Origin of the sequence: Roseomonas sp. CCTCC AB2023176 (genome assembly GCF_042259275.1) — a bacterium.
In the GTDB taxonomy this organism is placed as follows: domain Bacteria; phylum Pseudomonadota; class Alphaproteobacteria; order Acetobacterales; family Acetobacteraceae; genus Roseomonas.
Genome location: NZ_CP170086.1, coordinates 235673 through 260193, shown reverse-complemented (window position 1 = coordinate 260193; position 24521 = coordinate 235673). Strand labels below are relative to the sequence as shown.

The following is a 24521-nucleotide window of genomic DNA, read 5'->3' as shown; positions in this document are numbered from 1 at the left end:
GAACTGACCGAGTCAGGCCGCCAGCGAGGCGAACAAGCGGAGGACGAGAGATGCACGGCTACTCTTTCGCGAGGCGATCCATCCTCGCCGTCACGGCGCTGGCGGCGCTGCGTCCCGGGTCGGTCCAGGCGCAGGGCGCGCCGTTGACCTATGTTGGCTGGAGCCACGACGAGGCGGCGTCCCGCCCGGTGCTGACCGAGGCGTTCGAGACCTTCCGGGCGGCGAATGCCGGGGTACGGCTGGAGACGATCGGCTTCCCCTGGGCACAGATGCAGCAGAACGTCGTGCTGCGGCTGCGCTCCAGCCAGCCGCTCGACGTCGTGCAGCTCGCCGAGCGCTGGCTGCCGCAACTCTCCCGCCTCCTTCAGCCGGCCGACCTGCGGGAGGTGCTGGGGGCGGAGCTGGATCGGGTGGATCCGGGGCTGCTGCGGCTGGGGCAGGTCGGCGGACGCCAATTGGCGATGCCCTGGACGGCAGGCTCGATCGGGATGGTCGCCAACCGCAAGGTGCTGTCGGATGCGGGCATCGCCGAGCCGCCGCGGACGGTGGAGGCCTTCGCGGACGCGCTGCGGCGGATCAAGCGCGGCAACGCGGAAGTCGTGCCCTACGCCTTCTCCACCAAGAACAACCTCTCGATCTCGCCCGACTTCCAGGTCTGGCTCTGGACGTTTGGCGGGCGGCTCTTCGATGCGGAAGACAAGGTTGCGATAGACTCCGACGCAGCGCGGGCGGCGCTGTCCTTCCTTGTCGACCTGTCGCGGGAGGGGCTGATGGCCCGCGATATCGATCGCCCGGACTCCCGGCGCTTGTTCGGCGGCAACCGCGCGGGCCTTTACCACGACGCCCCGCTCGCCCGCGGCTTCGCACGCGACAATTCGGGGCAGGGTGCAGTGTTCGACACGAACGTCGCGGCCGTGGCGACGCCCGTGCTGCGGGTGGGCGACACGCCGCGGTCGCTCATGTGGGGCCATATCCTCGCGCTGCCCGCGGCACGGGCGCGCCCGGCCGCGGACGGACCGGCCGCGCGGCTCCTGCGGCACCTCGCCCTGAACGACGAGACGCAGCTCCGCTACTTCCGCGCCGTCGGCCTGTTCCCCGTCACCCGCAGCGCGCTTGCGACCCTCGCCGCCGACGATTACGTCACGGTCTGGACGCGCAACGCCGGCTCGGCGGAGATGGACGAGACCGCGGCCTGGCCCAACGCCGCGGATCTGACGACCATCGTGGGCGAGGAGGTGCAGGCGGCGCTGCTTCTCTCCAAGCCGCCGGCGCAGGCCCTGGCGGACATGGCGAACCGCCTCCGCCGCGCCGTCGCGAACCAGAGGCGCACCTGAGCGTGTCGGGCGCGGCGACGGCGGTCCCGGCCCGCGCCCGGGCCGCGCGCGCGCCGCGGCCCGGCGGCGTGGCACGCCGGCAGGCCCGCTTCGGCCTGCTGCTGGCGCTCCCGCCCATGGCGGTGTTCGGGGCGATGATCCTCTATCCCTTCCTCGATGCGCTGCGGCGGGCCTTCTACGAGGACACCCTGATGTCGACGGAGCCGATCTTCATCGGCTTCGGCAACTTCGCGCAGTTGTGGGAGGACGGTACGATCCTCGGTACCTGGGTCGTCACCGTCGTCTTCGTCGTCCTCGCCACCGCATTCACCTTCCTCCTCGGCCTTGCCTGGGCCGTGGTGCTCAACGAGCGCTTCCCCGCCCGCGCCCTCGTCCGCTCCGTTTCGTTGCTGCCCTGGGTGCTGCCGAGCACGGTCGTTGCCTTCCTCTGGGCCTGGATGCTGAACGGACAATACGGGCTGCTCAACGCCGTCCTCCTCTCCCTCGGTCTGCTCGACCAGCCCGTGGCCTGGCTCGCGACGCCGGGCGGCGCGATGGCGGGCGTCGTGCTCGCCAAGGTCTGGCTCTCCATCCCCCTCTTCACCGCCTTCCTCCTTGCCGGCCTGCAGAGCCTCCCGCAGGAGCAAATCGAGGCCGCGCGCATCGACGGTGCGGCGAACCGGCACGTGCTGCGCCACGTCGCCTGGCCGCACCTGCGGCCCACGATCGCCGTGCTCGTCGTTCTCGGCGCGCTCGGCAACCTGCAGCAGTTCGACGTGATCTACGCCATGACCGGCGGCGGGCCGGTGCGCGCGACGACCGTGATGTCCATCGAAGTCCAGCGGCAGGCCTTCCAGTCCTGGAACATCGGCCTCGCCGCCGCGGTCGGCGTGGTCTGGTTCCTCACGATCCTCGGCCCGGCCTTCCTGCGGCTGCGCACGATCATGCGGGAGGTCTGACCCGGTGCTCGACCTCTCCTCGGGCAAGGCGCGGCTCGGCTTCGGCTTGACCTTCGCCACCATTGCCTCCTTTCTCGGCTTTCCCGTCCTCTGGATGCTCTCGACCGCCTTCAAGCCGGGCGCCGAAATCTTCGTCCGCTTCCCCTCCCTCCTGCCGCGGGCACCGACGCTCGAAAACTTCCGCGGCGTGGTCGGCTCGGGCGACCTACCGCTGTGGCTCGGCAACTCCCTCCTCACCGCGGGCGGGGCGGCGCTGCTGACGACGGTGCTGGCCACGCTCGCCGCCCATTCCTTCGCGCGCTTCCGCTATCGCGGGCGGCGCGCACTCATGGCGCTGATGATCTCGGCGCAAATGTTCCCCTTCGCCGTGCTGCTGGTCTCGCTCTACCCGATGCTCCAGGCCGCGGGGCTCCTCGACACGCGGATCGGGCTGACGCTCTCCTACATCGTCTTCGCCCTGCCGGCCGGCACCTACATGCTCTTCTCCTACTTCGTCCGCTTGCCGGAGGAGCTGATCGAGGCGGCGCGCGTCGACGGCGCCTCGGAGCTGCGGATCCTCTGGCGCATCATCGTGCCCGTCTCGATCCCCGGCCTCGTCACGGTCGCCCTCTACGCCTTCATGTGGGCCTGGAACGACCTGCTCTACGCGATGACGCTCATCACCACGCCCTCGCTCCGTACGGTCGGGCCGGGGCTGCTGATGTCCCAGCTCGGCGAGATGCGGCAGGACTGGGGGGCGGCGATGGCGGCTTCCCTCGTCGCCTCGCTGCCGGTCATCATCGCCTTCGGCCTCGTCCAGCGCTGGTTCGTCCAAGGGCTGACCGCGGGGGCGGTGAAGGGATGACGCCGGTCTCGTCGGAACCCGTCGCCGGCCGGCTCGCGGGGCGCGTCTGCGTCGTCACCGGCGCCGCCGCGGGGCTCGGGCGCGCGATCGCCCTCCTCTTCGCCCGCGCGGGCGCCGAGCTCGTCGCCACCGACCGGGACGAGGCCGGGCTCGCCTCCCTCGCCGCGGTGCTGGGATCGGAAGGGCTGCCAGCCCCCGCCCTCGTCGCCGCTGACGTAACGGCGGCTGACGCGCCGGGGCGCATCCTCGCCCCCGCTCTCGCGCGCGGCGGGCCGGACGTGCTCGTGAACAACGCGGGCGTCACGACCGTCCGGCCCCTGCTGGAGACGACCGACGAAGATTGGGACCGCACGCTCGACGTCTGCCTGCGGTCCATGTTCCGGCTGTCGCGGGAGGCGGTGCGCGCCATGCGCGCGCACGGCCGCGGCGGCGCCATCGTCAACATGGCCTCCGTCCACGCCTCGCTCGGCCATCCCTGCGTCGCGCCCTATGCTGCGGCCAAGGGCGGCGTGCGCGCAATGACGCGTCAACTGGCCGTCGAATGCGGCCCGCACGGCATCCGCGTGAACGCGCTCTCCCCCGGTCTCATCGTGACCGAGGCCTTCGCCGCACGGCTCGAGCCAGAGGACGCGCGGCTGACCGTCGAGACCTACCCGCTCGGCCGCCTCGGTCACCCCGACGACGTGGCGCATGCCGCGCTCTTCCTCGCGGGTCCCGGCGCGGCTTTCATCACCGGCGCCGACCTGCCGGTGGACGGCGGCCAGTCCGCCCTCGCCCCCGCCGCCGCCATCTCACCGCGCCTACGCGCCTGGACGGGGCGACCGCCGCTGAAAATGGATTCCCCGTGACCCAGGACGCCCTGCGCATCGTCGAGGCCCGGCACTGGATGGTGCGCATGCCCTTCCGGTCCGAGATGGAGTGGGCGTCCGGCCGTCGCAGCGGGGCGACGCGGTTGATCGTGCGGCTGCGGACGGCGGACGGCACGGTCGGCTGGGGCGAGACGATCTGCCTGCTGGACGCCATCCCTGCCGTGCTGGAACGCGTCGTCCTGCCGATCGCGCTGACGAAGTCCGTGGACCAGGCGGAGGCACTGCATCGGCACGTCCTGGGCGCCGGCTACTACCACCACAAGCGCGCCGCGGTGATGGCAATCTGCGCGGTGGAAATGGCGATGTGGGACGCCTTCGGACGCGCCTGCGGCCAGCCACTGCACCGCCTCTGGGGCGGGCTGTGGCGGGACCGGGCGGAGATGGCCGCCTATATCCTCGCCGCCGATCCCGCCGCTGCGGCGGACGCGGCGCGTGCCTACCTCGACCGCGGCCACCGCTCCTTCAAGGTGAAGATCGGCATGTCCGAGGCGACGGACATCGCCCTCGTCCGCGCCGTACGCGACGTCATCGGCCCCGACCTGCTGCTCCGCGCCGACGTGAACGGCGCCTGGACGTCCGGCACGGCGAAGCGGATGCTCGAACGCCTGCGTCCCTTCGACCTGCAATACGTCGAGCAGCCGCTGGAACTGGACGACCTGGCGGGACACGCGCTGCTGCGCCGGTCGCAGCCCGTGCCGATCGCGCTGGACGAGACGGCCTACACCCTTTCCGACGTGGGCAACATCGTCCGTACGGAGGCCGCCGACGTCGTCCTGCTCGACCCGCACGAGGCCGGCGGGCTCTGGCAGGTGGTGAAGCAGGCCGCGATCTGCGAAGCCGTCGGCATCCCCGTGACGCTACACTCTGGCGGGGAACTCGGCCCGTCGCAGGCCGCCTACCTGCACCTCGCCGCTTCCATCCCGAACATGACGATCGCCATCGACACGGAATACGCGCACCTGTCCGGCGACATCGTGGCGGAACGGTTCACCCTCGACGGCGGATGCTTCGCCGTCCCGACCGGACCCGGCCTCGGCGTCACGGTCGAGGAGGCGCTGGTCGAACGCTACGCGGTGACCCGGATCGAAGGCGCCTACCTCGATGATCGGCGTCCCGGCTGGTTCCCGGTCAAGCCTGCTTACTGAGGAGCATCGCACGACCCCCGTCGTCACCCGCCGCACGGCGGTGGCCACAAGCCCTGCTGGCGACCACCGCGGTCGCACAGGCCGCCCGGCAAGGCGCCTCGGCGGTGATGCCGTTCCGCGATGCGGCTCCCCGGCTCGTTCGCTGGGGTCCACCGGCGCGCGCGGGCCTGGGCCGTACACGGCATGTCCGCGGCGCGGCGATCCGACGATGGAGGCGCACCCTCCCGCAGCCCCGAGGCTCAGCGCGGTATCAGCACGGGCAGGCGTACGAGATCACGGTCCAGACCCCGGCGGCGGTCACCGAAGTTCAAGCGGGTGAGGTAGAGGTGGAGCTGGCCCGACGCGTCGGCCGCGGCCCGGTCGAAGACGCGGGACGGGCTCGCGTGGTCGATGAGCGACGGGTACTCGTAGTAGGTGCCGGCTGCCCGCTGGCTCCGGAACGGCGTCATCGCCCAGAGGAGCCGCGCGGGGCCCCAGTGCCGAAGGTCGCGCGAGGCGCTGGCGAAGACGCCGCCGGGCGCGCCGTCCGGCGAGGACGGGCGCGTGAGGACGGCAACCCACCAGGGTCCTTCCTCGGACGGGATCTGGATGATGGACCGGACGGGCGCGCCGCCGAAAACACGGGCGCTAACGACGTCGCAGGGCCGCGGCGGCGTGGCATCCGGCACGTAGGCCCCGCGCAGGGGCAGGTCGAAGCGGCCGCCGGACAGGGCGCGCCAGCCACCCGTCAGGTCGTCCAGCGGCGCACGCAGAAGGCAGTTGCCGCGCGGCTGGCCCGGCACGCCTTCCGTGTAGGCCAGCACGGTCGCGTAGCCGTCCTCGACGATGGCGTTGGAGACGGAGAAGAAGCCGGCACGGGCTGTCGCCGCGTGATCATAGGGGAAAGGTGAGGCGGCGACCGGGGCTGCGCCGACCGTGCGGAAGCGCCAGTCGCGCTCCGGCGCGACAAGAGCCGTGATGGAGGAGTACCAGCAGCGGAACGCGGCGGGGCGCCGGCCTTCTGCGTCGAAGGGGGTCACGCAGCGGCCGGGGTGGCGCCATCCCATGTATTCGTGGCTCGCGAGGCCGAGAACCATCGGGCGGCCCCCATCCTCGAATGGAATGACGGCCTGTATCCAGGCGCGGTCGGAAAAGGCGGCGGGGTCGGGGTTCTCGGCGCCCCGGCTCTCGGTGCCGCATGCGGGGGCGAGGTCTTCGAAACCGCGGCCGAGAAGCGGGATGTTCAGGAAATGCGCGGCGAGGAGCGCGATCCCGCCATCGGCCGTCCGGAGTGCGCGAGCCGGAGAGTCCGGCAGGTGCATGTCGCCGCAGCGCTGGGTGGCCCAGCGGAACACCGTCTCGACCGGCGCATCCGGGGCGACCACGAGCTGCGGCGGCGCAGCGCCCGCAGTCCGCGCGAGAAGCGCAAGAAGCAGGGCGACGGCAGTCCGCGACGCGCGCCTCATCCGAAGCGGGGCGGGACCACGAGGAAGCGTTCCGCGCGTTCCAGCAGGATGATGTCGGGCGAGACCTCCTCCAGCACCTCGGGGCCGAGGCTCGCGCCCCAGATGGCGACGGTGGAGGCGAAGCGTTCGGCGAGGGAGGGGATGAGCCATTCGCCGAAGCTGTCGTGCAGCATCAGCAGCCGTTCCGGCCGGGCCTCCGCAGCCCGTCCGGGCCGGAGGACGCGGCGGCGGCCGGTGTTCAGGACGCCGTTGTCGTGCTCCAGGACTGCCACGGGTCGGCGGGTGAGGACGGGCTGCTGCTCAATGCAGGCGCCGCCGAGCTTGGAGAGGAGGTCGGCGTTGCGGAACTCCGTGCGGAACTCCTCCTCCGCGGAGTCGGGCGGCCCGCCGAGGGCTTCCCACAACGCACGCAGGGCGAGGGCGGCGCCGTACTCGCTCCAGTGCGAGTCGCCCTTCGGGTAGGCGGGAAAGCGTGCGTCGGCGCGGCGCAGCGCCTCCAGCGGGTAGATGACGCGGGTGGCGCGGAGGTCCATGCGGGCAGCGAGGGCCTGGATCTGGCGGACCGGGCGCGCCTCGGAGACGGTAACGTCGTCGGGCAGGTGTTCCGCGAGGACACATTCCTTGTTCGGCGCGACGAGGTACACGACGCGTGCCTCCCGCGATGCGGCGGCGCCATCGAGGTCGCGGAAGAACGCCTCCCAGCGATCGAGTTCCGCCGGGGAGAGCGGGCGCCGTCCGGTCACCTGGTCCAGGACGCCGTTGCTGTCATTGCGGAGGAAAAGGAAGCCTTCCCTGCCCTTCAGCACCTTATCCGCGTCGTTGGCCGCGACGCTGGTGACGACGGGGGAGTTGCGGAGCGGTGCGCCGGTGTCGGCCGAGAGCGCCTCCACCCGTACCACGTCACGGGTGACGGCGTCCGCGGGCACGCGCACGTCGAAGGCCCAGGCGTTGCGGCCGATATCGGGGCGCGCGACGGTGGGCCGGACCGTCGCGATCTCGCGGCCGTCGAAGCGGACCGTGACGCGCGGAACCTCCGTGCCGTTGGAGGCGATCCAGCCGGCGACGCGGCGGCGGTTGTACTGTTCCAGGAAACCCCAGTGGCGCGGCGGCTCGGGCGCCGGATCGGCGGGCGCCGAGGCGTCGGCGGTGGGCTTCGGCGGGGCGACGCCCGCGGCGAGGCGGGCGAGGACGGCCCCGGGCGCGACACCGTGCTCACCGAGGAGGGCAACGAGGCGAGCGGCGAGGTCGCGGCGGCGCGCGTCATAGGCGGGTGCCATCGCCTCCACGCCGTCCGAGAGCGTGGCGAGTGCACCGGCATCGGGCAGCGCGGAGGCCTTGACGAAAGGCAGGCCCATCGTTTCGGCCAGTTCCTCCGTCCGCAGGTCGTAGCCGACGACCAGGGCGCCGCGGCCGGCCTGCCAGCCCAGCGCGGCGCCGTGGATGCGGGTGCCGATGACCGCGTCGGAGCGGCGGTAGGCTTCGATCCAGGCTTCGGCGGAGAACCAGGCGCGGAGGCGGCGGACGAGCATGCCGCGTTCGGTGGGCGGCATCTGCGACAGGAAACCGGCCCGCTCGGTGAGCCAGGCGCCACCGGGGCCATCTTCCTCGCCGCGTGCGAGGGCGACGGCGCCGAGCGGGTCCTGGGCGACGAGGTCGGTGAGGCGGGCCGGCCCGATGGCGGCGAGGATCGCGCGCTCGACCGGCGCGTTGAAGGGATAGAACGTCGGCGCGAAGGCGATGCGGCGCGGCGGGCCGGCACGCCACCGGGCGGCGATGGATTCGCCCAGGGCGGGGTCGGGATTGATGAAGTTGGAGGGGCAGCCGAGCACTTCGAAGTTGTGCACGGCCGAGCGCTCGAGGACGGCCGCGGTATGGCGGCCGCGGACCATGATGCGGGTGCAGCGTTCCCGGAACAGGTGCAGGAGGCGTTCCGTTCCGGGCTTGAGCTTGACCTCCGACACGTCCTTGAAGGCTTGTGCGCCGAGCCCGAGGACGAGGAGCGGGAGGCCCGTCGCCTCCAGCCGGTCGGCCAGGGAGCCGAGGTCGAAGCCGGAGTAGAGGAAGTTGGCGGCGGGGATGCAGAGCAGCCGGCAATGCTCCTTCACCGCGGCGGGATCGAAGGCGAAGGGAACCGTGAGGCGGGCCTCGCCGAGGACGCGGTTGAAGGTGGCGTATTGGAAGGCCAGGTTGCCGGTGTTGGCGCCCGTCGCCTCGAATGCGGTCGCGGTGGTCCAGGCGAAGGAGGAGGGGAGCGACCCGGCGGTGCCGAGGACGGCGATGGGCTTCGTCATGCGGCCTGCCTCGCGGACGTCGTGACCCGATCGGGTTCGAGGAAGCGGAGGAGATGCCGGGACGGGGTGAGGCCGACGGCGCGAACCACGTCCGCATACCCCGCCGCGGCCTCGCGCCGACCTTCGTCGAAGGACGCGCCGGAGAAGCCTGCCGCGGCGAAGAGGGCGGGGACGGAGAAGCGGTTCTCGATGACCTCGCGTGGGCCGATATGCGGTACGCGCAACTGCCGGGCGAGCTCGCGCGTGCGCGTGTCGTGGCAGATGCAGAGGCTCGGCAAGCCCGCGGCGACCCCCATCATCGTGCCGTGGATCCGGGTGTTCACGCCCGCCACGAAGCGGCGGAGCGAGTCGGCCCAGGCGTCCACGGACGACGGGATCTGACCATGCGTCCGGAGGAATGCCGCGAGGCCGTCCGGTGTGCCGAAGCCGAGGAACTCCGCGCATCGCTTAAAGTAGGCGCCCTCACCCGGGCCGTCGGGTAGCTGGCCGTAGATCGCCTTCATCATCTCGACCGGGCGCTGGACGAGGTAGGCGGAGCCCGGGTTGAGGAGGACGAGGCGCGCCAGTTCGCGCTCCACGCTCTGGATTCCCGGCTTGATGCAGGCAGCGTGGACGGCCACGGGGCCGGTGGCTGGGAGGGCCGCGATCCCCTGCTCCAAACGCTCACCGAGCCGCGGGTCGGGGTTGATGAGGAGGGAGGGGCAGCCGAGGACCGTCGTGTTCTCGACGCCGAGGCCGCGGCAGAACTCCTGCGTGAAGGCGCCGCGGATGCAGATCGTAGGAGAGAGGCGCGAGACTTCCCGCAGGAAGTCGAGGGTGCCGTCCGTGAGCTTCGGCGGCGCGGTCTCCTGTTCCGCCTGCGCGCCGAGGCCGACGACAAGGCAAGGGCGGCCGATGGCCCGGATGAGTTCGGCGAGGCGGCCGAGGTCGGCGCCGGCGTTGAGGAAATTCGCTGCGGGGATAACGACGACTTCCACGTCCTTGGGGATCGCCGCGGCGCGGGTGTTGCGGGAGATGAGGTGGATCTCCTCTGCATCGAAAAGCAGGCGCGCGGCGTACCAGAAGGCAAGGTTTCCAGTGTTGCCGCCGGTGGCGAGCAGCAGGTCCGGAACCGTGCGCTCCCAGGCTCGTGCCACAGTGCCGAAGTTCTCGGCGAGGTAAGCGACGCGTGCGGCCATGTCAGTCTCCTCCCGGCGCGGTATCGGGGAACCAGCGCCGCGTGTGCGTCCAGGCGTTCAGCAGGGTGCCGTGGTGGCGCCACAGGTTGTCAGGCGTGACCTGTGACTGGCGTTCGAGGTGATAGAGACGGGCACGGCGGTCCATGGCGCAGGTCAGGCCGCGCGCGCGGATGCGGAGGCAGAGATCGCTATCCTCGAAGTCGCCGATGGCATAGGCCTCGTCGAAGCCGCCGAGCTCTTCGGCCAGGGCGCGGCGCATGACCATGCAGGCGCCGGTGACCGCGTCCACCGGTTCGGGGCCGAGCGCGGGATCGGGCCGCGGCAGGAGGCCCTTCCGCGGGTGCATCGGGAAAGGCCAGTTCGCCTGCTGCGGCAGCCGTTCGAAGGTGATGCCCTCGTGCTGCACGGTGCCGTCCTCGAACAGGAGGAGGGCGCCGGCGACGCCGAGGCACGGGTCGGCGCGGAGGCCGTCCATCAGCGTCTCCAGCCAGCGCGGCGCATCCGGCGCCGGCATGACGTCCGAGTTGAGGAGGCAGACGAATTCGCCGCGGGCGCGCGACAGGCCAAGGTTGTTGGCGGGGCCGAAGCCAAGGTTCTCGGCCGGGGCGACGACGCGGAAGGGGAGGCCGAAGCGGCGGTGCGCGGCATGGGCGATGTCGAGCAGCTCGCCTTTCCGCGGCGGATCGTCCAGCACGTAGATGAACTCGTGCGCGGCGTGTCCGGGGTGCTCGGAGAGGAGCGCCAGCTGGTAGGCGAGGAAATCCATGCGTCCGTAGAGCGGAACGATCACGCTGCAGACGGGCGCCTCCGGTCCTGCGCCGAAGCGGATCTCGGCAGCGTGACGCGGGCGCGTGAGGCGGGCGCCGTGGATCGCGGTGAGCGCGGGGCCGAGGACGCGGTCGAACGCGGGCTCGATCTCGTCAGGGGTAAGGCGGACGGCTTCGAGCAGACGGCGCGCGGCGGCGGCGCCGGTGCGGGCCGGAGGCGGAAGGCGCTTGTAGCCGATCTCGCCGCCGCGCAGCTCGACTTCGAGGTAGGCGTTCTCCCCGCCGGTCGGGGCCGCACCGCAGGCCCCCGCGTAGGCGACGAAGCCGACGCGCGGGTCGGACAGGCCGTGGGCGGCGCCGACGCTCGTCACCACGTCCGGGCGCTCGACCGGGATCCAGCGGTCCCGGAGCGAGTCCGGGCTGCGAGCGCCCGCCGCGCCGCGCACCCTGATCGCGGCAATGGCGTCGGTCGGGTCGAGGCACCAGCCGATCAGGGCGAGCCCGTCCGGCGGCACAGGCAGCACCTCGTCCACGCCGATCTGCACGGGGGCGGGCAGTTCGTGCAGCGTGTCGGTACCGACATAGGCGCGGCGGGACAGGAGCGTCAGCAGCCGCGCCTGTCCGGGTTCCGACGGGGCATGCATGAGGGTGGCGCGCACGCGGGGAACGAGGTCGCTCTCGCGCAGATGGACGACGGGGCGGACGGGTGGCACGCGCAGCACGGGGCGGGCGTCGTCCCCGGCCCCGTCGGCGGAGAGCAGGTCGAGCGCGACGAGTTCGCCGAGCGGCTGTCCGGCGGCGCGGAGGAGGACGACGAGGCCTGCGCCGCGGCGGCCGAGGTCGGGGCGGGGATACCAGGTGGCGACAGCGTCCTCGCCTTCCACGCGGCCGGCTGCAAAATGCGCGACGATGCGGGGCGGCGGGGCGTCCGGACGCCAGCGGCCGCGGGACCAGCCGCAGAACAGCCAGCTGCCGACCGCCGGCGCGTAGCCGTAGAAGTCGATGTAGCCGTCTTCGCCGCGACGCGCGGAGGGGGCTTCGGCGGGCGCTGCGGCGTCGGACATGGCGTCAGACCGCCAGGACCGCGCCGGATTCATGGCGCATGATGAGGGCCGATGCGGCCTCGGAGATCGCGCGGGACGGGCTGATGCGCGCCGGCACGCACCAGGTGCGCAGGGCCGCGCGGTCCGGGCCAGGTGTCCGAAGGCGGTGCAGCGTGCCCGGCCCGAGGAGGGCGACGTCACGTGGGCCGACTTCCAGCATCTCGACGGAGGCACCGAACTCGCGCGCGAGTTCGAGGCCGGCGGGCTCGCGGTCCGGCAGGTCCTCGGCGAGCCACCGGGAGCGGCCATGGGAGGTGAACTCGGGCAATTCGTGGCTGCCGCGGACAACATCGAGGCCGATGAACCCCGCAGGATCGGAGGACAGGCTCGAGACGAGGAGGAGGCATTCGGCCGGCGATGGCAGCGCCTCGGCGGCACTCGCCTGGGCGAAGCCGGGGCGCGGGTCGCCGGCGCGCGTCACGGCCACACGGTACACGGTGGGATGATCATCCAGGATCGCGCGGACGAGACGCAGCACGGGTTCGCGGAACAGGCGTGCGGGCAGGGTTTCCAGGAACTTGGCGGCGGCGGGGCCGAATGACGGGTCGAGCGCGCCGGCCGGCAGGTCAGCCGTCCGCGCGTCGAGTGAGGGAGGGAGGACATCGCGCAGGATCGCGTAGCCCTCGCCGATGAAGCCGCGCAGCGGATGGACGAGGTCCGCGGGGGTCGCGCCCGTGGCGACGCGGCCCGCAAGGAGGCGGCGCGCGTCGGTCCGGTCGGTCCAGAGGCCGCCGAAGACGCTTCGCTGGCGGCCCGCGCCGGGGTAGCGCGCATGCAGGGTGCGGAAGAACTCGCCGTAGCCGGTCAGGTTCGTGCGCGGCAGCTCCACGTCGCCGCCCCGCGGGCGGATGGAGACGAAGGGCAGCATCGCCGGATCGATCGGGGCGTCGTAGAAGGCCATCGCGAAGCCGCATTGGCCGTCACCGAGGCCGGCGGCGGAGAGGTCGGGACGTTCGGATTCGGCGACCGTCTCGCCGATCACGCGGCCGTCCAGAAGGGCTTGCACCACGAGCGGACGACCGCCGCCGGCGAAGGCCCAGCCTGAAGCGCCCTCGGGCGTGAGGCTGTCCACGGAGCCGCGGATCGTCATGCGTTGGCTTCCTGCATCGTGGCCGCGACGGTGCGCGGTGGGTTGACCGTTTCGGGCGCGCGGTAGAGGCGCAGCGTCGCAGCGACGGTTTCGTCGAGGGACGGCGGGATCGCGATCCCAGCCGACATCCCCCGGAGGCGCTGCGGGTCGCGGGCGAGGTCGCGCAGAAGGGCAGCGAGCGCGCGCGGGCTTCCGGCGCGGAAGTGGAAGCCATCCACGCCGTCGCGCACCTTCTCGGCGAGGCCGCCGATGTCCGAGCAGATGACGGGGCGGCGCGCGAGGAAGGCTTCCTGGATGACGAGGGGCGAGTTTTCCCACCAGACGGAGGGAACGATGACGGCGTCCACCGACCGCATCAGCGAGCCGACGCGGGCATTGTCGTAGGGGCCGTGCAGCTGAACGCTCTTCGGGGCGTCGCGCAGCCGGGCCTCGAACAGGGCGCGGAACTCCGGCGGCTGTCCGCTGTGGTCGCCGAACACCTCGATGCGGAGGCCGGTCACGCGGGCGTCGTCGAGGAGGGCCGCGGCATCGAAGAGAACGTCGATGCCCTTCAGCCGAGAGATCTGGCCGAAGAAGCCGATGGTCAGGCCGTCCGGTGGCGGTGTCGTCGCGGTGGCTCCGGGGGCACCCGGCATGCCGTTCTCGATCACCTCGATGCGGTCGGGCGGAAGGCCCCACGCGGCGTAGCGGCCAGCGAGGAAGCGGCTGGGCGAGATGAAGCGATCCACGAGGCGGAAGAAGCGCTTGAGGTAGAGTTCGCGCAGGAAGAAGTCCTGCTCCGACCGTTCGGGGAAGCAGCGGTTGCAGTCGCGCGGCGTCGCGCGGTCGCAGAGGGCGAGGCCCGGCCGCTTCACCATCTGGCCGAAGTGATTGCAGATCGCGAGGTACTCGTGGAGGGTCACGACGATGCGCGCGTTCGGCAGTGCGTTCCGGATGGTGAGCAGCGTCTCCACGCCGAAGTTCGCGTAGTGGTGCAGGTGGACGATGCCAGGGCGGAGGTCTTCGAGAAGGCGGCGCAGCTCGCCGGGCCATTCGGGATCGGGGTTCGCGTGGACGAAGTGGTCGAAACCCGCGCCGGAATAGACGTACTCGTCAGGGCCGAAGGGCTGGGTAAGGCGGGCGCCGAGACGCCCCGCGACGCGCCCACCCGACGCCGCGAGGAACCACGTTGCCTCGACCGCCGGAGAGGCGCGCAGGGCGCCGTACATCTGGTAGGCCGCGATCTCCGCGCCGCCCTTCGAGACGGCGGGGTGCATGTGCGACATGACGAGAACGCGAAGCGGCGGCTCCGTCACGGCGCGGCGCCCGGCGCGGCGGCCCGTGGTGGCGCTCATCGGCGGTGCGCCGCGTCGAGGGTCATGGTTGCTCCGGATCAGCGGGCCGTGAACGGCGCGAAGATCGCGGGATGGTGGCGCGGAGGACAGTCGCAACTTGTCGCAGAACGTCGCCGTCGCGCAGAGCGACGCGTCAGTCCCGCAGGGCGCGCCGCATGCTGTCCCGCAGGGGACGAGCGAGGTAGTCGAGGACGGTCCGGCTCTCGCCGAGGATGAAGACCTCGGCCGGCATGCCCGCGGCGATCGCGGGCAAGCCCGCCGGGTTCGCCGTGCGGTCGCCGTCGAGGGCCGCGCGGGCAAGGAAGAACGGCGTACCCTGCGCATCGGTCTGCCGGTCAGCGGAGACGTAGGTCAGGTGGCCCGTCATCAGCGGTACCTCGCGCTGGCGATAGGCCGAGAGGCGAATGTTCACGCGTTGCCCGACGGCCAGCTGCTCGATGTCGCCCGGGGCGATACGGGCCTCGGCCACGAGCCCGCTGTCGTGCGGGACGAGGTCGAGGACAGGCTGGCCGGCAGCGATGGAGCTGCCGGGAGTGAAAAAGCGGATGTCGGTCACGGTGCCCGCCTCGGGGGCCGTTACCTCGCGGCGGCTCAGGACGTCCTCCGCGGCCCGCAGGCGGTCTGCGGCGTCGGACGTCAGGGCCTGGGCATCACCGATCTCCCGGGCGATGTCGGCCGCGCGGGTCAGGGTCAGGTTCCGTACGTCGAGCTCGGCCTGGGCCTGCGTCTCGCGGGCCTGGGATTCCTGCGCCGTGAACTGGCCGAGGTTTCCGAGGGCTTCAGCCTCACCGCGCCGTAGCTCATAGGCGCGGGTGCGCGTGGCGAAGCCCTGGGCGAGCAGCTGGTTCACGCCGCCGAGTTCCTCCCGGATGGCGCGGAGGCGGGTGGCGGTCGCGGCGCGCTGCGCGCCGAAGGCCGTCATCTGTTCCGCGGCCTGGGCGATGCGGCGCTGCTGCGCCGCCACGGCGCCGTCATAGGCAGCCCAGCGCGCGGCAAACTGTCGGCGCTCGCCATCGACGAAGGAGGCGATGGTGGCGTTGCTGCGGGCGGCGGCGACCACCTCCTCCGGCATGGTGAGGTGCCGTTCGCCCGCCTGTTCGGCCCGCAGCCGCGCGAGGCGTGCGATGCCGCCGAGCGTGGCGGACCGCGCCTGGCTGGCGGCGGCCTCGGCCTGGGTGACGTCGAGGCGGAGCAGGACCTGCCCGGCCGCGACGGAGTCGCCCTCGCGCACCGCGAGTTCGCGGAGGATGCCGGGCTCCAGCAGGTTCACGGTCTTGCGCCGGCCCTCGGCGACGAGGCTTCCGCTGGCGATCACGGCGCGGTCAAGGGGCGTGAGGGTGGCCCAGGCGGAGAGGCCGCCGAGGCCGAGGACGAGGGCGAGGGCGGACACGGCGGCGATACGGCGGACGGAGGGGGCACCGCGGACCGCCTCGTCCTCCAGTTCAGCCCAGGCGGGCGGGGCCAAGGCGGTGCTGCGCGCCGTGCTGATCGCGGTGCTGATTGCGGTGCTCATCGGGCGGTCTCCCGGGCTTCGGCGAGGTGCCACGCACCGTCGGGAAGAAGGTCGAGCCAGCGGGTCACGATACCCGACCAGCCCGCGGGCTCGTGCGTCACGAGGAGGATGGCGGCACCCTCGTCTCGCGCGCGGGCCACCGCGGCACGCAGGGCGGCGACGCCGGCCGCGTCGAGGCCGGCCTCCGGCTCGTCCAGCGCAACGAGGCGCGGGGCGCCGAAGAAGGCGCGGGCGAGCGCGACGGCCTGGCGCTGTCCGCCGGAGAGTCCGGAGGACGCACCGGCAGCCGTGCCGTAGCCCTCGGGCAAGCGGCCGATGGCCTCGTGCGCGCCGACGCGCCGTGCGGCGTCCACCGCAGCCTCGGCCGGGGCGTCGCCGAACCGGCGGATGTTGTCGAGGACGCTGCCGTGCAGGAGCTGCCCCCCTGCGGTAGATAGCCGATCCGCGCGCCGGTCGCCGCTCGGTCGGCGGGAGCGTGAAGATCGTCGCCGTCGAGCAGGACATGCCCGGGGCCGGGGGGCACGAGGCCTAGCAGGGCGCGCATCAGGCTCGACTTGCCCGCACCGTTCGCACCGCGGATGCCCAGGACGTCGCCCGGCGCGACCCGCAGGTCGAGGTCGCGCAGCAGGGTTCTGGCACCGTCGGGCGTCGCCAGGGTCAGGCCTTCGACGCAGAGGCCCGGCACGGGTTCGTCGGCACGCGGCACGGGCGGCGGGTCGCGCGTCGTATCGATGAAGTCGGACAGGCGGCGCCAGGCGACGACCCCGAAGGCCCAATCGCGCCAGGTCGCGACGACGCGGCTGACGGGCGCCGTGGCGAGGCTCGCGAGCATCGTCGCGCCGAGAAGGCTGCCGGGGGACGCTTCCTGGATCGTGACGAGATAGCCGCCCACGGTGACGACGGCCATCTGAAGAAGCAGGCCGACAAGGGTCGCGAGGCCCTGGATGGAGCGGGCGCGTCGCGTGGCCCGGTCCGTCAGGTCGGCGGCGCGGGCGCCCTCGGGCCACCAGCGACGCAAGATCGCGCGGGTCAGGCCGAGGCCCTCCACGGCATCCCGGCCGCGGAGGCGAGCGGCGAGCGTCGCGCCCGAGCGAGCGGACTCGCCGCTCGCACTCCGGACGAGGCCGCGGGTGGTGCGGTCCGCGAGCGCGCCGAGGATGGCGAGCACGACGCAGCCCGCGACGCCGGTCCAGCCATAGAATGGGTGGAGGAGGAACAGGAAGGCGATGGCCGCGGGCGTGGTGACGAGATCCATGAGGTCCGAGGCCACGGCGCCGCCGAGCAGGCGGCGGACCTCCGCGGCGTCACGGAGCGCGGCGGTGCCGCGGGCGCGGTCCCCCGAGAGCGCACCGCGGATCGCGGCGCCGAGGGCGTGGAGCTGAAGCCGACGGCCCGAGCGGTCCATCGCCGCGGCGACGAGGCGGGAGCGGAGGTAGCGCAGGAGGCCGCCGAGGAGGATGACGACCACGTAACCGAACCCCAGGACCGTGAGCGTGTCGTCGTTCCGGCTCTGCAGCACGCCGTCGAAGACGTGCATCGTCAGCATCGGCGCGGCGAGCATCGCGAGCTGCACGCCGACGGAAAGGAAAAGGCAGAGGACGGCGATCCCCGCCGCGCTGCCGGCGACGCGCCCCGCCCGCGGCATGGCCAGGGCCGTCACGCGGCGGGCTTCGCGAAGGGGGTGACGACGGTGCCCGCACCCCGAGGCGGGCCGAGCGCGCCACCGGAGAGCGCGAGGACGCGGTCGGCCGCGGCCAGCACGCCGGAGCGATGGGTGGTCAGCACGACGGCGATGCCGGCGTCGCGCAGCCGCCCGAGGAGGCGGCGGACGGCGGCCTCGCCCTCCGCGTCCAGCCACGCCGCGGGCTCGTCCAGCAGGACGACCCGCGGGGCGCCGTACACGGCGCGGGCGAGGGCGACACGCTGCCGCTGCCCGGCGGAGAGGCGCGATTCGGCCCCGCTGCCGCCGCCGACCGGCGTGGCGTAGCCGAGGGGGAGGCCGGCGATCATCCGGTCCGCGCCGCAGAGGCGGGCGGCACGCAGGACGGCGCGGAGGTCGGGCCGGGGGAGAGGCGCGCGATGACCTCGGCGATCGTTCCCTCACCGAGGTCAGGGTTCTGGGGGAGGTAGCCGACGTGCCGGGCGAGGTCCTCGCGGTCCCACTGGTGCGTCGCGTGGCCGTCGAGAAAGGCACCGCCGGCGGTTGGGCGATGGAGGCCGAGCATGAGGCGCAGCAGCGTGGTCTTGCCGCCACCGGCGGCGCCGGTGATCGCGACGACCTCCCCGGGGAGGATGGCGAGATCCACCTCCCGCAGCAGCGGGCGCGGCGTGCCGGGGTGCAGGTAGGTCAGGCGCTCAAGGACGAGGCACCCTTCCGGGCAGGGGAAGGCGGTGCGGGCGTCCGGCGCGTCGCGACCGAGGGTGGCGCTGAGGCGAGCCCAGGCGGCGGAGGCTGCGCCCCAGTCGGCGCTGGCGGCGCCGAAGCGGGCGAAGGGTTCGATGACGCGCCCTGTCAGGAGCATCGCGATCATCAGGCCGATGCCGAGGTCTTCCCCGCGGAGGCTGAGCCCGGCGCCGAGCAGCATCGCGCCGCCCGCGGCGAGGCTGGTGAGCGCGCCGAGAGACGCAGTGAGGCGCCGGCCGACTTCCTGCGCGCCACTCATTCGGGCGGCGCCGCCGCGGAGGTCGGCGAGCCAGCGACGCGCGAGGGCGGGACGCATTCCCATGGCCTCGACCGCCTCGGCGCAGCGCATGGCGTCGGCAACAAGGCCGGAGGTGCGGGCTGAGGAAGCATTCGAGTCTGCGAGGGTGGCCCGGGCGCGGCGCTCCGCGCCGAGGCTCGCGAGGAGGGCGAGGGCGCAGGCACATGCGGCGAGGGCGGCGAACCACGGGTGCAGGAGCCAGAGGACGACGAAGACAGCCGGCACGAGGACGGCGTCGAGCACTGCCGTGCAGAGCGGGCCGGAGACGGCACGGCGCACCTCCTCGACGTCGGCGAGGAGCGCGCCGGCGGACGCGGCGGGATCGCCGACGCGGGCGGCGGCGGCGAGGACAGCCGGGCCGGAAAGGCGCCGCGCCAACCGGTTCGCGGCGGCGAGCAGCGCGACGTCACGCAGGTGGTCGAGGCCGACGAGGAGCGCCGCGACGATCGCGAAGCCCGCAGCCAGGCCGATGGCAGTCGGGATGCTGCCAGTCGGGATGACGAGGCGATACACCTCCATCTTCAGCAGGATCGTGCCGAAGGTCGCGAGGGTGGCGGTCCCGCCGACGAGGAGGGCGAGGCGCAGGGCCGCGGCGGTTTCGGCGCGGACGAGGGCGATCACGCCGTCCTGGGTATCCTTCGCGGGCCTCGACATGCCCGCGTCAGCCCCGGACGGATGCGAGGAGGGCGCCGGGGCCGATCCAGCTGACGGCGAGGGCGGCGGCGGCGATGAGGAAGAGAACGGCGCCAAGGGTGATCTGCCAGCGATCCAGGCCGCGCCGCCGAGCCACCTCGGACTTCGCGGGCTGACCGAGGGCGGCAAGGCGCTCGTCGAGGCGGAGGCACCAGGCTTCGAGCGTCTCCGTCCGTTCCGCCAGCGCCGCGAGGTCCGCGGCAGCGGCGGCACCGTCGTGCGGGATGGATCGGGCGAGGGCCTGGACCTGCTCGCGAAGCGCGGCCTGACCCTCCGCGAGGGCATCCCCGGCGCGCGGTGACGCGCCGACCGGCGGGACGGGCGCGAGGGCCGGCCGAGGCGCGGCACGGATGGGGAGGCGCGTCTCGCGCCCATCCTCTCCGCGTGCGGTGACGGAGATCTCGGCGCGGCGCGCGATGAGGCCAGGCGGGATGGCGACGACGAAGGCGTGGCGCCCGTCGCCGATGCCCGCGCCGCGGAGGTCCGCGCGTTCGCCGTCGGCGACGGCTTCGGCGACGACCTCCCCGTCCAGGCGCAAGGCGACGCGGACGCGCTCCGCGGGATCGGAGGGGTTCCAGGCCCAGCCGAAAATGCGGCCGTCACGAAAGTTGTCCACGAGGCCTTGGGCGCCGAGAGCGCGAGGCGCTGCGGCGTCGAGCGGGTGCGCGCTGTCGGGCATGGGAGCCTCCGGCATCAGGCGACTGCCGCGGCGGGCGCCCGCGCACGGGACGAGCTCCGGCGCAGGAGGCGGCGGTAGAAGTCGAGGTGGGCGGCGGCCATGTCGTCCAGGCCGGGCGGCGGGCGGATGCCGGCGACGAGCCGGTCCCAGAGACCTGGCTCGGACGCGGCGCGGGCCATGACCTCGGCCCAGCCCTCGGGGTCGCCGATCGGGGCATGCAGCCCGTCCACGCCGTCGCGGACGAGTTCGGCCATGCCGCCCGCGTCGCCGCAGATGACGGGACGACGGTGGCGAAAGGCTTCCAGCACGACGAGCGGCGCGTTCTCGTACCAGATGGAGGGGACGACGACCCAGTCCGCCGCGGCGATACGGCGCGGAAGTTCCGCGGCGTCGTAGGTGCCGTGGTGCCGCGCGGCGGGCGCGGCGGCGAGTGCGGCGCGGAACTCGGCCAGGAAGGCGTCGGGCTGATAGGCCGTGCCACCGTGGAGGGACAGGGCGTGCGCGACCCCCGCGGCGGAGAGCCGGGCCGAGGCGGCAAGCGCGACGAGGGGCCCCTTGAACCGGTTGATGTGGCCGAGAAAGGCGAAGCGGTCGCGGCGGCCGCTCTGCGCTCCCGCCCCCTCTCCCAGCGGGCGGTGCGGAGCCGGTGGCGAGCCGCCGGCGACGGCATTCGGCAGGACGGTGATCCGCGACGCGTCCCAGCCTGCCGCGACGAAGCGGTCGCGAAGGAAGATGCTCGGCGCGATCAGGGCGTCGGCATCGGCGAAGGCGTCGCGAAGGGAGAGGCGGCGCAGCGCGTGATCCGCGGCGGAGCGTTCGGGCAGGCAGCGGCGGCACGCGTCGGGAGACGGTCCGGCGCAGAGGCGGCCATCGGTGCGGAGAAGCTGGCCTTCGCGCGCGCAGAGGGCGAAGTAGTCGTGCAGCGTCACGACGAGGCGGGCGCCGCGCGGCATGAGGCGTCGCAGCAGCGCCATCGTCTCCACGCCGAACTGCAGGGGATGGTGCAGGTGCACGATGTCCGGCCGCAGGTCCGTCACGAGAGGGCCGAGGGTCATGGCGAGCCCGTGCGTATCGGGCTGACTGAGAAAGAAGCGATCGAAATGCGGCAGCCAGAGGAGGGCTTCGTCGGGGCGACCGCCCGGCGCGGCCTGGAGGAGCGTGCCCGGCCGTTCCTCCCGCAGGTGTTCCGTGACGGCGGCGAGGAAGAGGCCATCCACGCCCGTCCCGCCGTCGCGCATCGCGCGAAACAAGCCGCGAGCGACGACTTCCGTGCCGCCGGGCTGGAGGTCCGGGTGGTTGTGGACAAGGGCAAGGATGCGCATCGGGATCAGGCTGCCCGCGTGGTTCGCCCGCCGGCCGCCGGGAAACGGGCCATCAGGGCTTCGATCGCGCCATCCCAGCGGCGGTGATGGAGGCGGCGGTTGTACGCGCAGGCGAGGGTCCGCGCGTAGCCGGCGTGACCCGCGATGGACTGGCGTTCGAAGTGGTAGAGCTCGGCCGAGGGGACGTAGCGGATATCGCCGCCAAGGGCGCGGAGGCGGAGGCAGAGGTCGCTGTCCTCGTAGTCGCCGACGACGTAGTCGGTGCAGAGGCCGCCGACGGCGTCGAAGGCCGAGCGGCGGAGGAGGAGCGCGGCACCCGTGAGTCCGGGCACCGGACCGGCGCGATTCGCGGCGGGATGCCGGCGCGACAGGCCCTTGGCGTAGTGGCCGTTCAGCCAATCGCCCTCCGGCCCGTGGCGGAGGAAGAACAGCCCGGCGTGCTGAACGGACCCGTCGTCGAACAGAAGCTTCGGGCCGGTGGCCAGGATTCCGGGATCGCGCTCCATGGGCCGGCGCAGCGCGGCGAGCCAACCCGGAGCCTCCGGCACCACGTCGGAGTTGAGGAGGAGGACGTAGGATCCCTCCCCAACGGCGGTCGCACCGGCGTTGCAGGCAGGCGCGTAGCCCGCATTCTCCGCCATGACGACGAGGGTGACGGGCAAGCCGTGCACGGCGTGGAGGCCGTGGAGGAGGTGCTCCACCTCGGCCTGCTGCTCCGGCGAGTCGAGAACGAAGACGAGGCGGGCGTTCGCGCGAAAGTCCGGATCGCGCGCGAAGGCGGCGACCTGGAAGCGGAGGAAGCGGAGGTTGCGGTACAGCGGCACGACCACAGCGACCCGCGCGCCGTTGGGCGTCCCGACCTGCAGGACGTTGGGCGGAGCGAGGGAAGCGAGCGCGACCGCCTGAAGGCGCGCCACGGCCGGGGTGAGGCAATCGTCGAGGATGCCGGGGCGCAGCGCTGCAGGATGCACGGCGCGGAGGACGAGGTCACGCGCCCGGCGGGCAGGCAGCGCACCAGGCGGGGCGGTCAGCTCGATGGCCTCGCCCGAGGCGAGGCGGAGGTCGAGGTGCCATTGCGGCACGCTGCCGCCCGCGCGCCGCTCGGCATCGGGCAGGTGGGCCAGAAAGCCGGGGAGCGGTCCGGACCCATGTGGCGCGCGGGAGAGGCGCTCGGCGAGGTCGGGCCGAGCGGTCAACCGAAGGCGTCCGGGGGGATCGGCACCGTCGCGCCGGTCCGGGGGTCGCGGAGCGCGAGGCCACCCTCCGCGAGACCGAAAGGATCCCTCAGCCAACCTGAGACGAAGACGCCGCCCGCGCCGTCGGACAGTGCGAGTTCGAGCGCGCCGCCAACCGGACGCGCAGGATCGTCGAGGGCGCGCACGGGGAGAGCGGGGACGAGCAGGCGTCGGTGCCGGAGCAGGCGCACTGTCCGTTCCTCGCCCGCCGCGGCGCGTCGGGCGAGGGCGGCGGAGACGTGGTCAGGCCCGCCATCCGGCCCAGCGGGCGCGAGGAGCGTCGGGAGGACGCGGCGCGGCGCGGCAAGGGGCAAAGGACGCCGGGGCTCTCCGGCGGAGCCGGGCGGCGGCAGGAGCAGCGCGCCGCCCAGGTCATCTGCGCTGTCGAGCAGGAGCGTGTCGGCGACCGGCGCGGGGACGCGGGTGACGCGCCGCGGCGTGAGGAGGTGCCACGGGCCTTCGGGCACGCCGCCCGGGACCGTCCAGAGCGAGAGGAGCGATCCGGCGATGCGCGTCAGTGGCTGTGCGCATGGTGCCGTGGCCGGGGCGAGGCCGCGGGCGATGGCGTGGAGGAGCGACGCGAAGCCCGGATGGCCCGCGACGCGCAGGATGGGCGCGCAGGTTCCGACGAGGAACCGAAGCAGGCCCGCGCGTTCGAGTGGGGGCAGGTCGTTGGCCGCAAGCGCGAAGTCCCGGGCATTGCCCCATGCCGCGCGGAACGGCGGGGCGCCCGCGATGCCTCGGCGGAGCAGCGTGAAGACCGGCTCGTCGTGTCGCCGCTCAGCGGCCGGGTGGCGCGCGACGGTGAGGTGGCGCATCGCACCGGCCGCGTGGAGCAAGAGCGTGCAGGACGGCGGCGCGAGCGGCACGCCGTCCAGCAGCACGTCGCCGGGCCCCACGGCCATGCCGGGGTCGGCGGGGACGTCCAGGAGCAGGACGCCGCCGGGCAGCCGGAAGGTCCGCGCGCCTTCGGGTGCGAGAGGGGTCTCGCCGGGCCCCAAGCGGCCCGGCGAGGTCAGCGCGTCATCAAGCATGACGGCATCCATGGCGAAGATCGCCTCGGTACAGGGTGGTTGACGTCAGACGATCTTCACGTAGGCGTCGAGGTTGCCGACCAGGTCGTCGGCGGAAACGCCGACGAGCCGGATCGTGTCGCCGCCGAGAGTGATGACCGCGCCCGTCTCGTCCGAAGTGATGAAGCCCGCGAGGTCGGCCGGCGTCGCGATGCCCGTGCCGTTGAGGTTGGCCGCGAACTCCAGCGTGTCCATGCCCGGGCGGAAGTCCAGCACGACGTCGTTGCCGAAGCCGGAAGCGAAGAAGTAGGTGTCCTCGCCCGAGCCGCCGATGAGGAGGTCGTCGCCCGTCCCGCCCGCCAGCGTATCGTTGCCGCTGCCGCCGGAGAGGACATCGTCCCCGGCGTCGCCGGAGAGGCGGTCGTTCTCCGATCCACCGAAGAGCGTGTCGGAGTCGCTGCCGCCCGAAACAGTGTCGGCGCCCGAGCCGGCGTCCACCAGGTCGCTGCCTGCGCCGACGGAGATGGCGTCAGCCCCGCTGCCGCCCTGGACGGTATCGGCGCCGTCGCCGGCGGAAATCCTGTCGGCGCCGATGCCGCCGTCCAGCCAGTCGTTGCCGCGGCCACCGTCGAGAACGTCGTTGCCCGCATCGCCGGCGAGGCGGTCGTCGTCATCCTCGCCGAATGCGGCGTCATCGCCCGCGCCTCCGAAGACGATGTCCTTGCCCGTGCCGGCGAAGACGAGATCGTCGCCGCGGCCGGCGTAGACGATGTCATTTCCACCGAAGGTCGTGATCAGGTTATCGAATGTGAAGCCTGGCAGATCGTCCGCGATGATCGTGTCCGGCCCCGGCGTGCCGTACCACTCGGCATCGCCGCCCGGGATGGAAGCAAAATCCGGCATGTCGTCGTGTCCCCGCTTCTCGTGCATGCGGTGCGCAGCAGCGACCCCGCGGCGGGAGGATACGGATGTCGGGCGGGCTTGCGGCTAAACCCGCGACACAATGCGACAGAGAGGTGATGCGTC

At 73.1% G+C, this 24521-nt stretch carries 19 protein-coding genes and 2 pseudogenes; 5 read left to right on the top strand and 16 right to left on the bottom strand.

What is annotated here, in order from left to right:
- Window positions 1-50 precede the first annotated feature (50 nt).
- The 5 genes from ACE7GA_RS01235 to ACE7GA_RS01215 are packed head-to-tail and all read left to right on the top strand — an operon-like array spanning window position 51 to window position 5130.
- On the top strand, window positions 51-1334 hold the full coding sequence (locus tag ACE7GA_RS01235; protein ID WP_376094498.1) for an ABC transporter substrate-binding protein: 1284 nt from the start codon (window positions 51-53) through the stop codon (window positions 1332-1334).
- A 2-nt stretch (window positions 1335-1336) separates the two neighbouring features.
- Window positions 1337-2272, top strand: a complete 936-nt coding sequence (locus ACE7GA_RS01230; protein ID WP_376094495.1) for a carbohydrate ABC transporter permease — start codon at window positions 1337-1339, stop codon at window positions 2270-2272.
- Between the two features lie 4 nt (window positions 2273-2276).
- The gene (locus ACE7GA_RS01225) at window positions 2277-3116 is read left to right on the top strand and encodes a carbohydrate ABC transporter permease (RefSeq protein WP_376094492.1); all 840 of its coding nucleotides are present in this window, start codon (window positions 2277-2279) and stop codon (window positions 3114-3116) included.
- Window positions 3113-3964, top strand: a complete 852-nt coding sequence (locus ACE7GA_RS01220) for an SDR family NAD(P)-dependent oxidoreductase (RefSeq protein ID WP_376094489.1) — start codon at window positions 3113-3115, stop codon at window positions 3962-3964. Before ACE7GA_RS01225 ends, ACE7GA_RS01220 begins: the two co-directional genes overlap by 4 nt.
- Complete coding sequence (locus ACE7GA_RS01215) at window positions 3961-5130, top strand: mandelate racemase/muconate lactonizing enzyme family protein (protein ID WP_376094486.1); 1170 nt, start codon at window positions 3961-3963, stop codon at window positions 5128-5130. Before ACE7GA_RS01220 ends, ACE7GA_RS01215 begins: the two co-directional genes overlap by 4 nt.
- Before the next feature lie 239 nt (window positions 5131-5369).
- On the opposite strand, the gene ACE7GA_RS01210 is transcribed toward ACE7GA_RS01215, so the two are convergent.
- From ACE7GA_RS01210 to ACE7GA_RS01135, 16 genes and pseudogenes are all read right to left on the bottom strand, one after another.
- A complete protein-coding gene (locus ACE7GA_RS01210) occupies window positions 5370-6575 on the bottom strand; it encodes a hypothetical protein (RefSeq protein WP_376094483.1) in 1206 nt (401 codons plus the stop codon).
- Window positions 6572-8866, bottom strand: coding sequence for a polysaccharide pyruvyl transferase family protein (locus ACE7GA_RS01205; protein WP_376094480.1), 2295 nt, complete (start codon window positions 8864-8866; stop codon window positions 6572-6574). The genes ACE7GA_RS01210 and ACE7GA_RS01205 overlap by 4 nt, the downstream gene beginning before the upstream one ends.
- Entirely contained in the window at window positions 8863-10044 is a 1182-nt protein-coding gene (locus ACE7GA_RS01200) for a polysaccharide pyruvyl transferase family protein (protein ID WP_376094477.1), read from the bottom strand. Before ACE7GA_RS01200 ends, ACE7GA_RS01205 begins: the two co-directional genes overlap by 4 nt.
- A 1-nt stretch (window position 10045) precedes the next feature.
- Window positions 10046-11875 (bottom strand): glycosyltransferase family 2 protein, encoded by a 1830-nt coding sequence (locus ACE7GA_RS01195; protein ID WP_376094474.1) that lies wholly within the window; start codon window positions 11873-11875, stop codon window positions 10046-10048.
- 4 nt (window positions 11876-11879) lie between these two features.
- On the bottom strand, window positions 11880-13004 hold the full coding sequence (locus ACE7GA_RS01190) for a hypothetical protein (protein WP_376094471.1): 1125 nt from the start codon (window positions 13002-13004) through the stop codon (window positions 11880-11882).
- Complete coding sequence (locus ACE7GA_RS01185; RefSeq protein WP_376094468.1) at window positions 13001-14338, bottom strand: glycosyltransferase family 4 protein; 1338 nt, start codon at window positions 14336-14338, stop codon at window positions 13001-13003. The genes ACE7GA_RS01190 and ACE7GA_RS01185 overlap by 4 nt, the downstream gene beginning before the upstream one ends.
- A 133-nt stretch (window positions 14339-14471) precedes the next feature.
- Window positions 14472-15851, bottom strand: coding sequence for an HlyD family type I secretion periplasmic adaptor subunit (locus tag ACE7GA_RS01180; RefSeq protein ID WP_376094465.1), 1380 nt, complete (start codon window positions 15849-15851; stop codon window positions 14472-14474).
- A gap of 227 nt (window positions 15852-16078) precedes the next feature.
- Window positions 16079-16204, bottom strand: a pseudogene (locus tag ACE7GA_RS01175) (hypothetical protein); the annotation flags it as partial.
- Window positions 16205-16284: 80 nt separating this feature from the next.
- Window positions 16285-17496, bottom strand: a pseudogene (locus ACE7GA_RS01170) (ABC transporter transmembrane domain-containing protein); the annotation flags it as partial.
- A gap of 11 nt (window positions 17497-17507) precedes the next feature.
- Window positions 17508-17861, bottom strand: a complete 354-nt coding sequence (locus ACE7GA_RS01165) for an ATP-binding cassette domain-containing protein (RefSeq protein WP_376094462.1) — start codon at window positions 17859-17861, stop codon at window positions 17508-17510.
- The gene (locus ACE7GA_RS01160) at window positions 17858-19207 is read right to left on the bottom strand and encodes an ATP-binding cassette domain-containing protein (RefSeq protein ID WP_376094459.1); all 1350 of its coding nucleotides are present in this window, start codon (window positions 19205-19207) and stop codon (window positions 17858-17860) included. The genes ACE7GA_RS01165 and ACE7GA_RS01160 overlap by 4 nt, the downstream gene beginning before the upstream one ends.
- Before the next feature lie 7 nt (window positions 19208-19214).
- Window positions 19215-19925, bottom strand: coding sequence for a hypothetical protein (locus ACE7GA_RS01155; RefSeq protein WP_376094456.1), 711 nt, complete (start codon window positions 19923-19925; stop codon window positions 19215-19217).
- Between the two features lie 14 nt (window positions 19926-19939).
- Window positions 19940-21247 carry a glycosyltransferase gene (locus ACE7GA_RS01150; protein WP_376094454.1) on the bottom strand — a complete coding sequence of 436 codons (1308 nt, stop codon included), beginning with the start codon at window positions 21245-21247 and terminating at the stop codon, window positions 19940-19942.
- A 5-nt stretch (window positions 21248-21252) separates the two neighbouring features.
- A complete protein-coding gene (locus ACE7GA_RS01145; protein ID WP_376094451.1) occupies window positions 21253-22443 on the bottom strand; it encodes a glycosyltransferase in 1191 nt (396 codons plus the stop codon).
- On the bottom strand, window positions 22440-23528 hold the full coding sequence (locus ACE7GA_RS01140) for a hypothetical protein (RefSeq protein WP_376094448.1): 1089 nt from the start codon (window positions 23526-23528) through the stop codon (window positions 22440-22442). Before ACE7GA_RS01140 ends, ACE7GA_RS01145 begins: the two co-directional genes overlap by 4 nt.
- Before the next feature lie 33 nt (window positions 23529-23561).
- Window positions 23562-24425 (bottom strand): calcium-binding protein, encoded by an 864-nt coding sequence (locus ACE7GA_RS01135; RefSeq protein ID WP_376094445.1) that lies wholly within the window; start codon window positions 24423-24425, stop codon window positions 23562-23564.
- Between the last annotated feature and the right edge of the window lie 96 nt (window positions 24426-24521).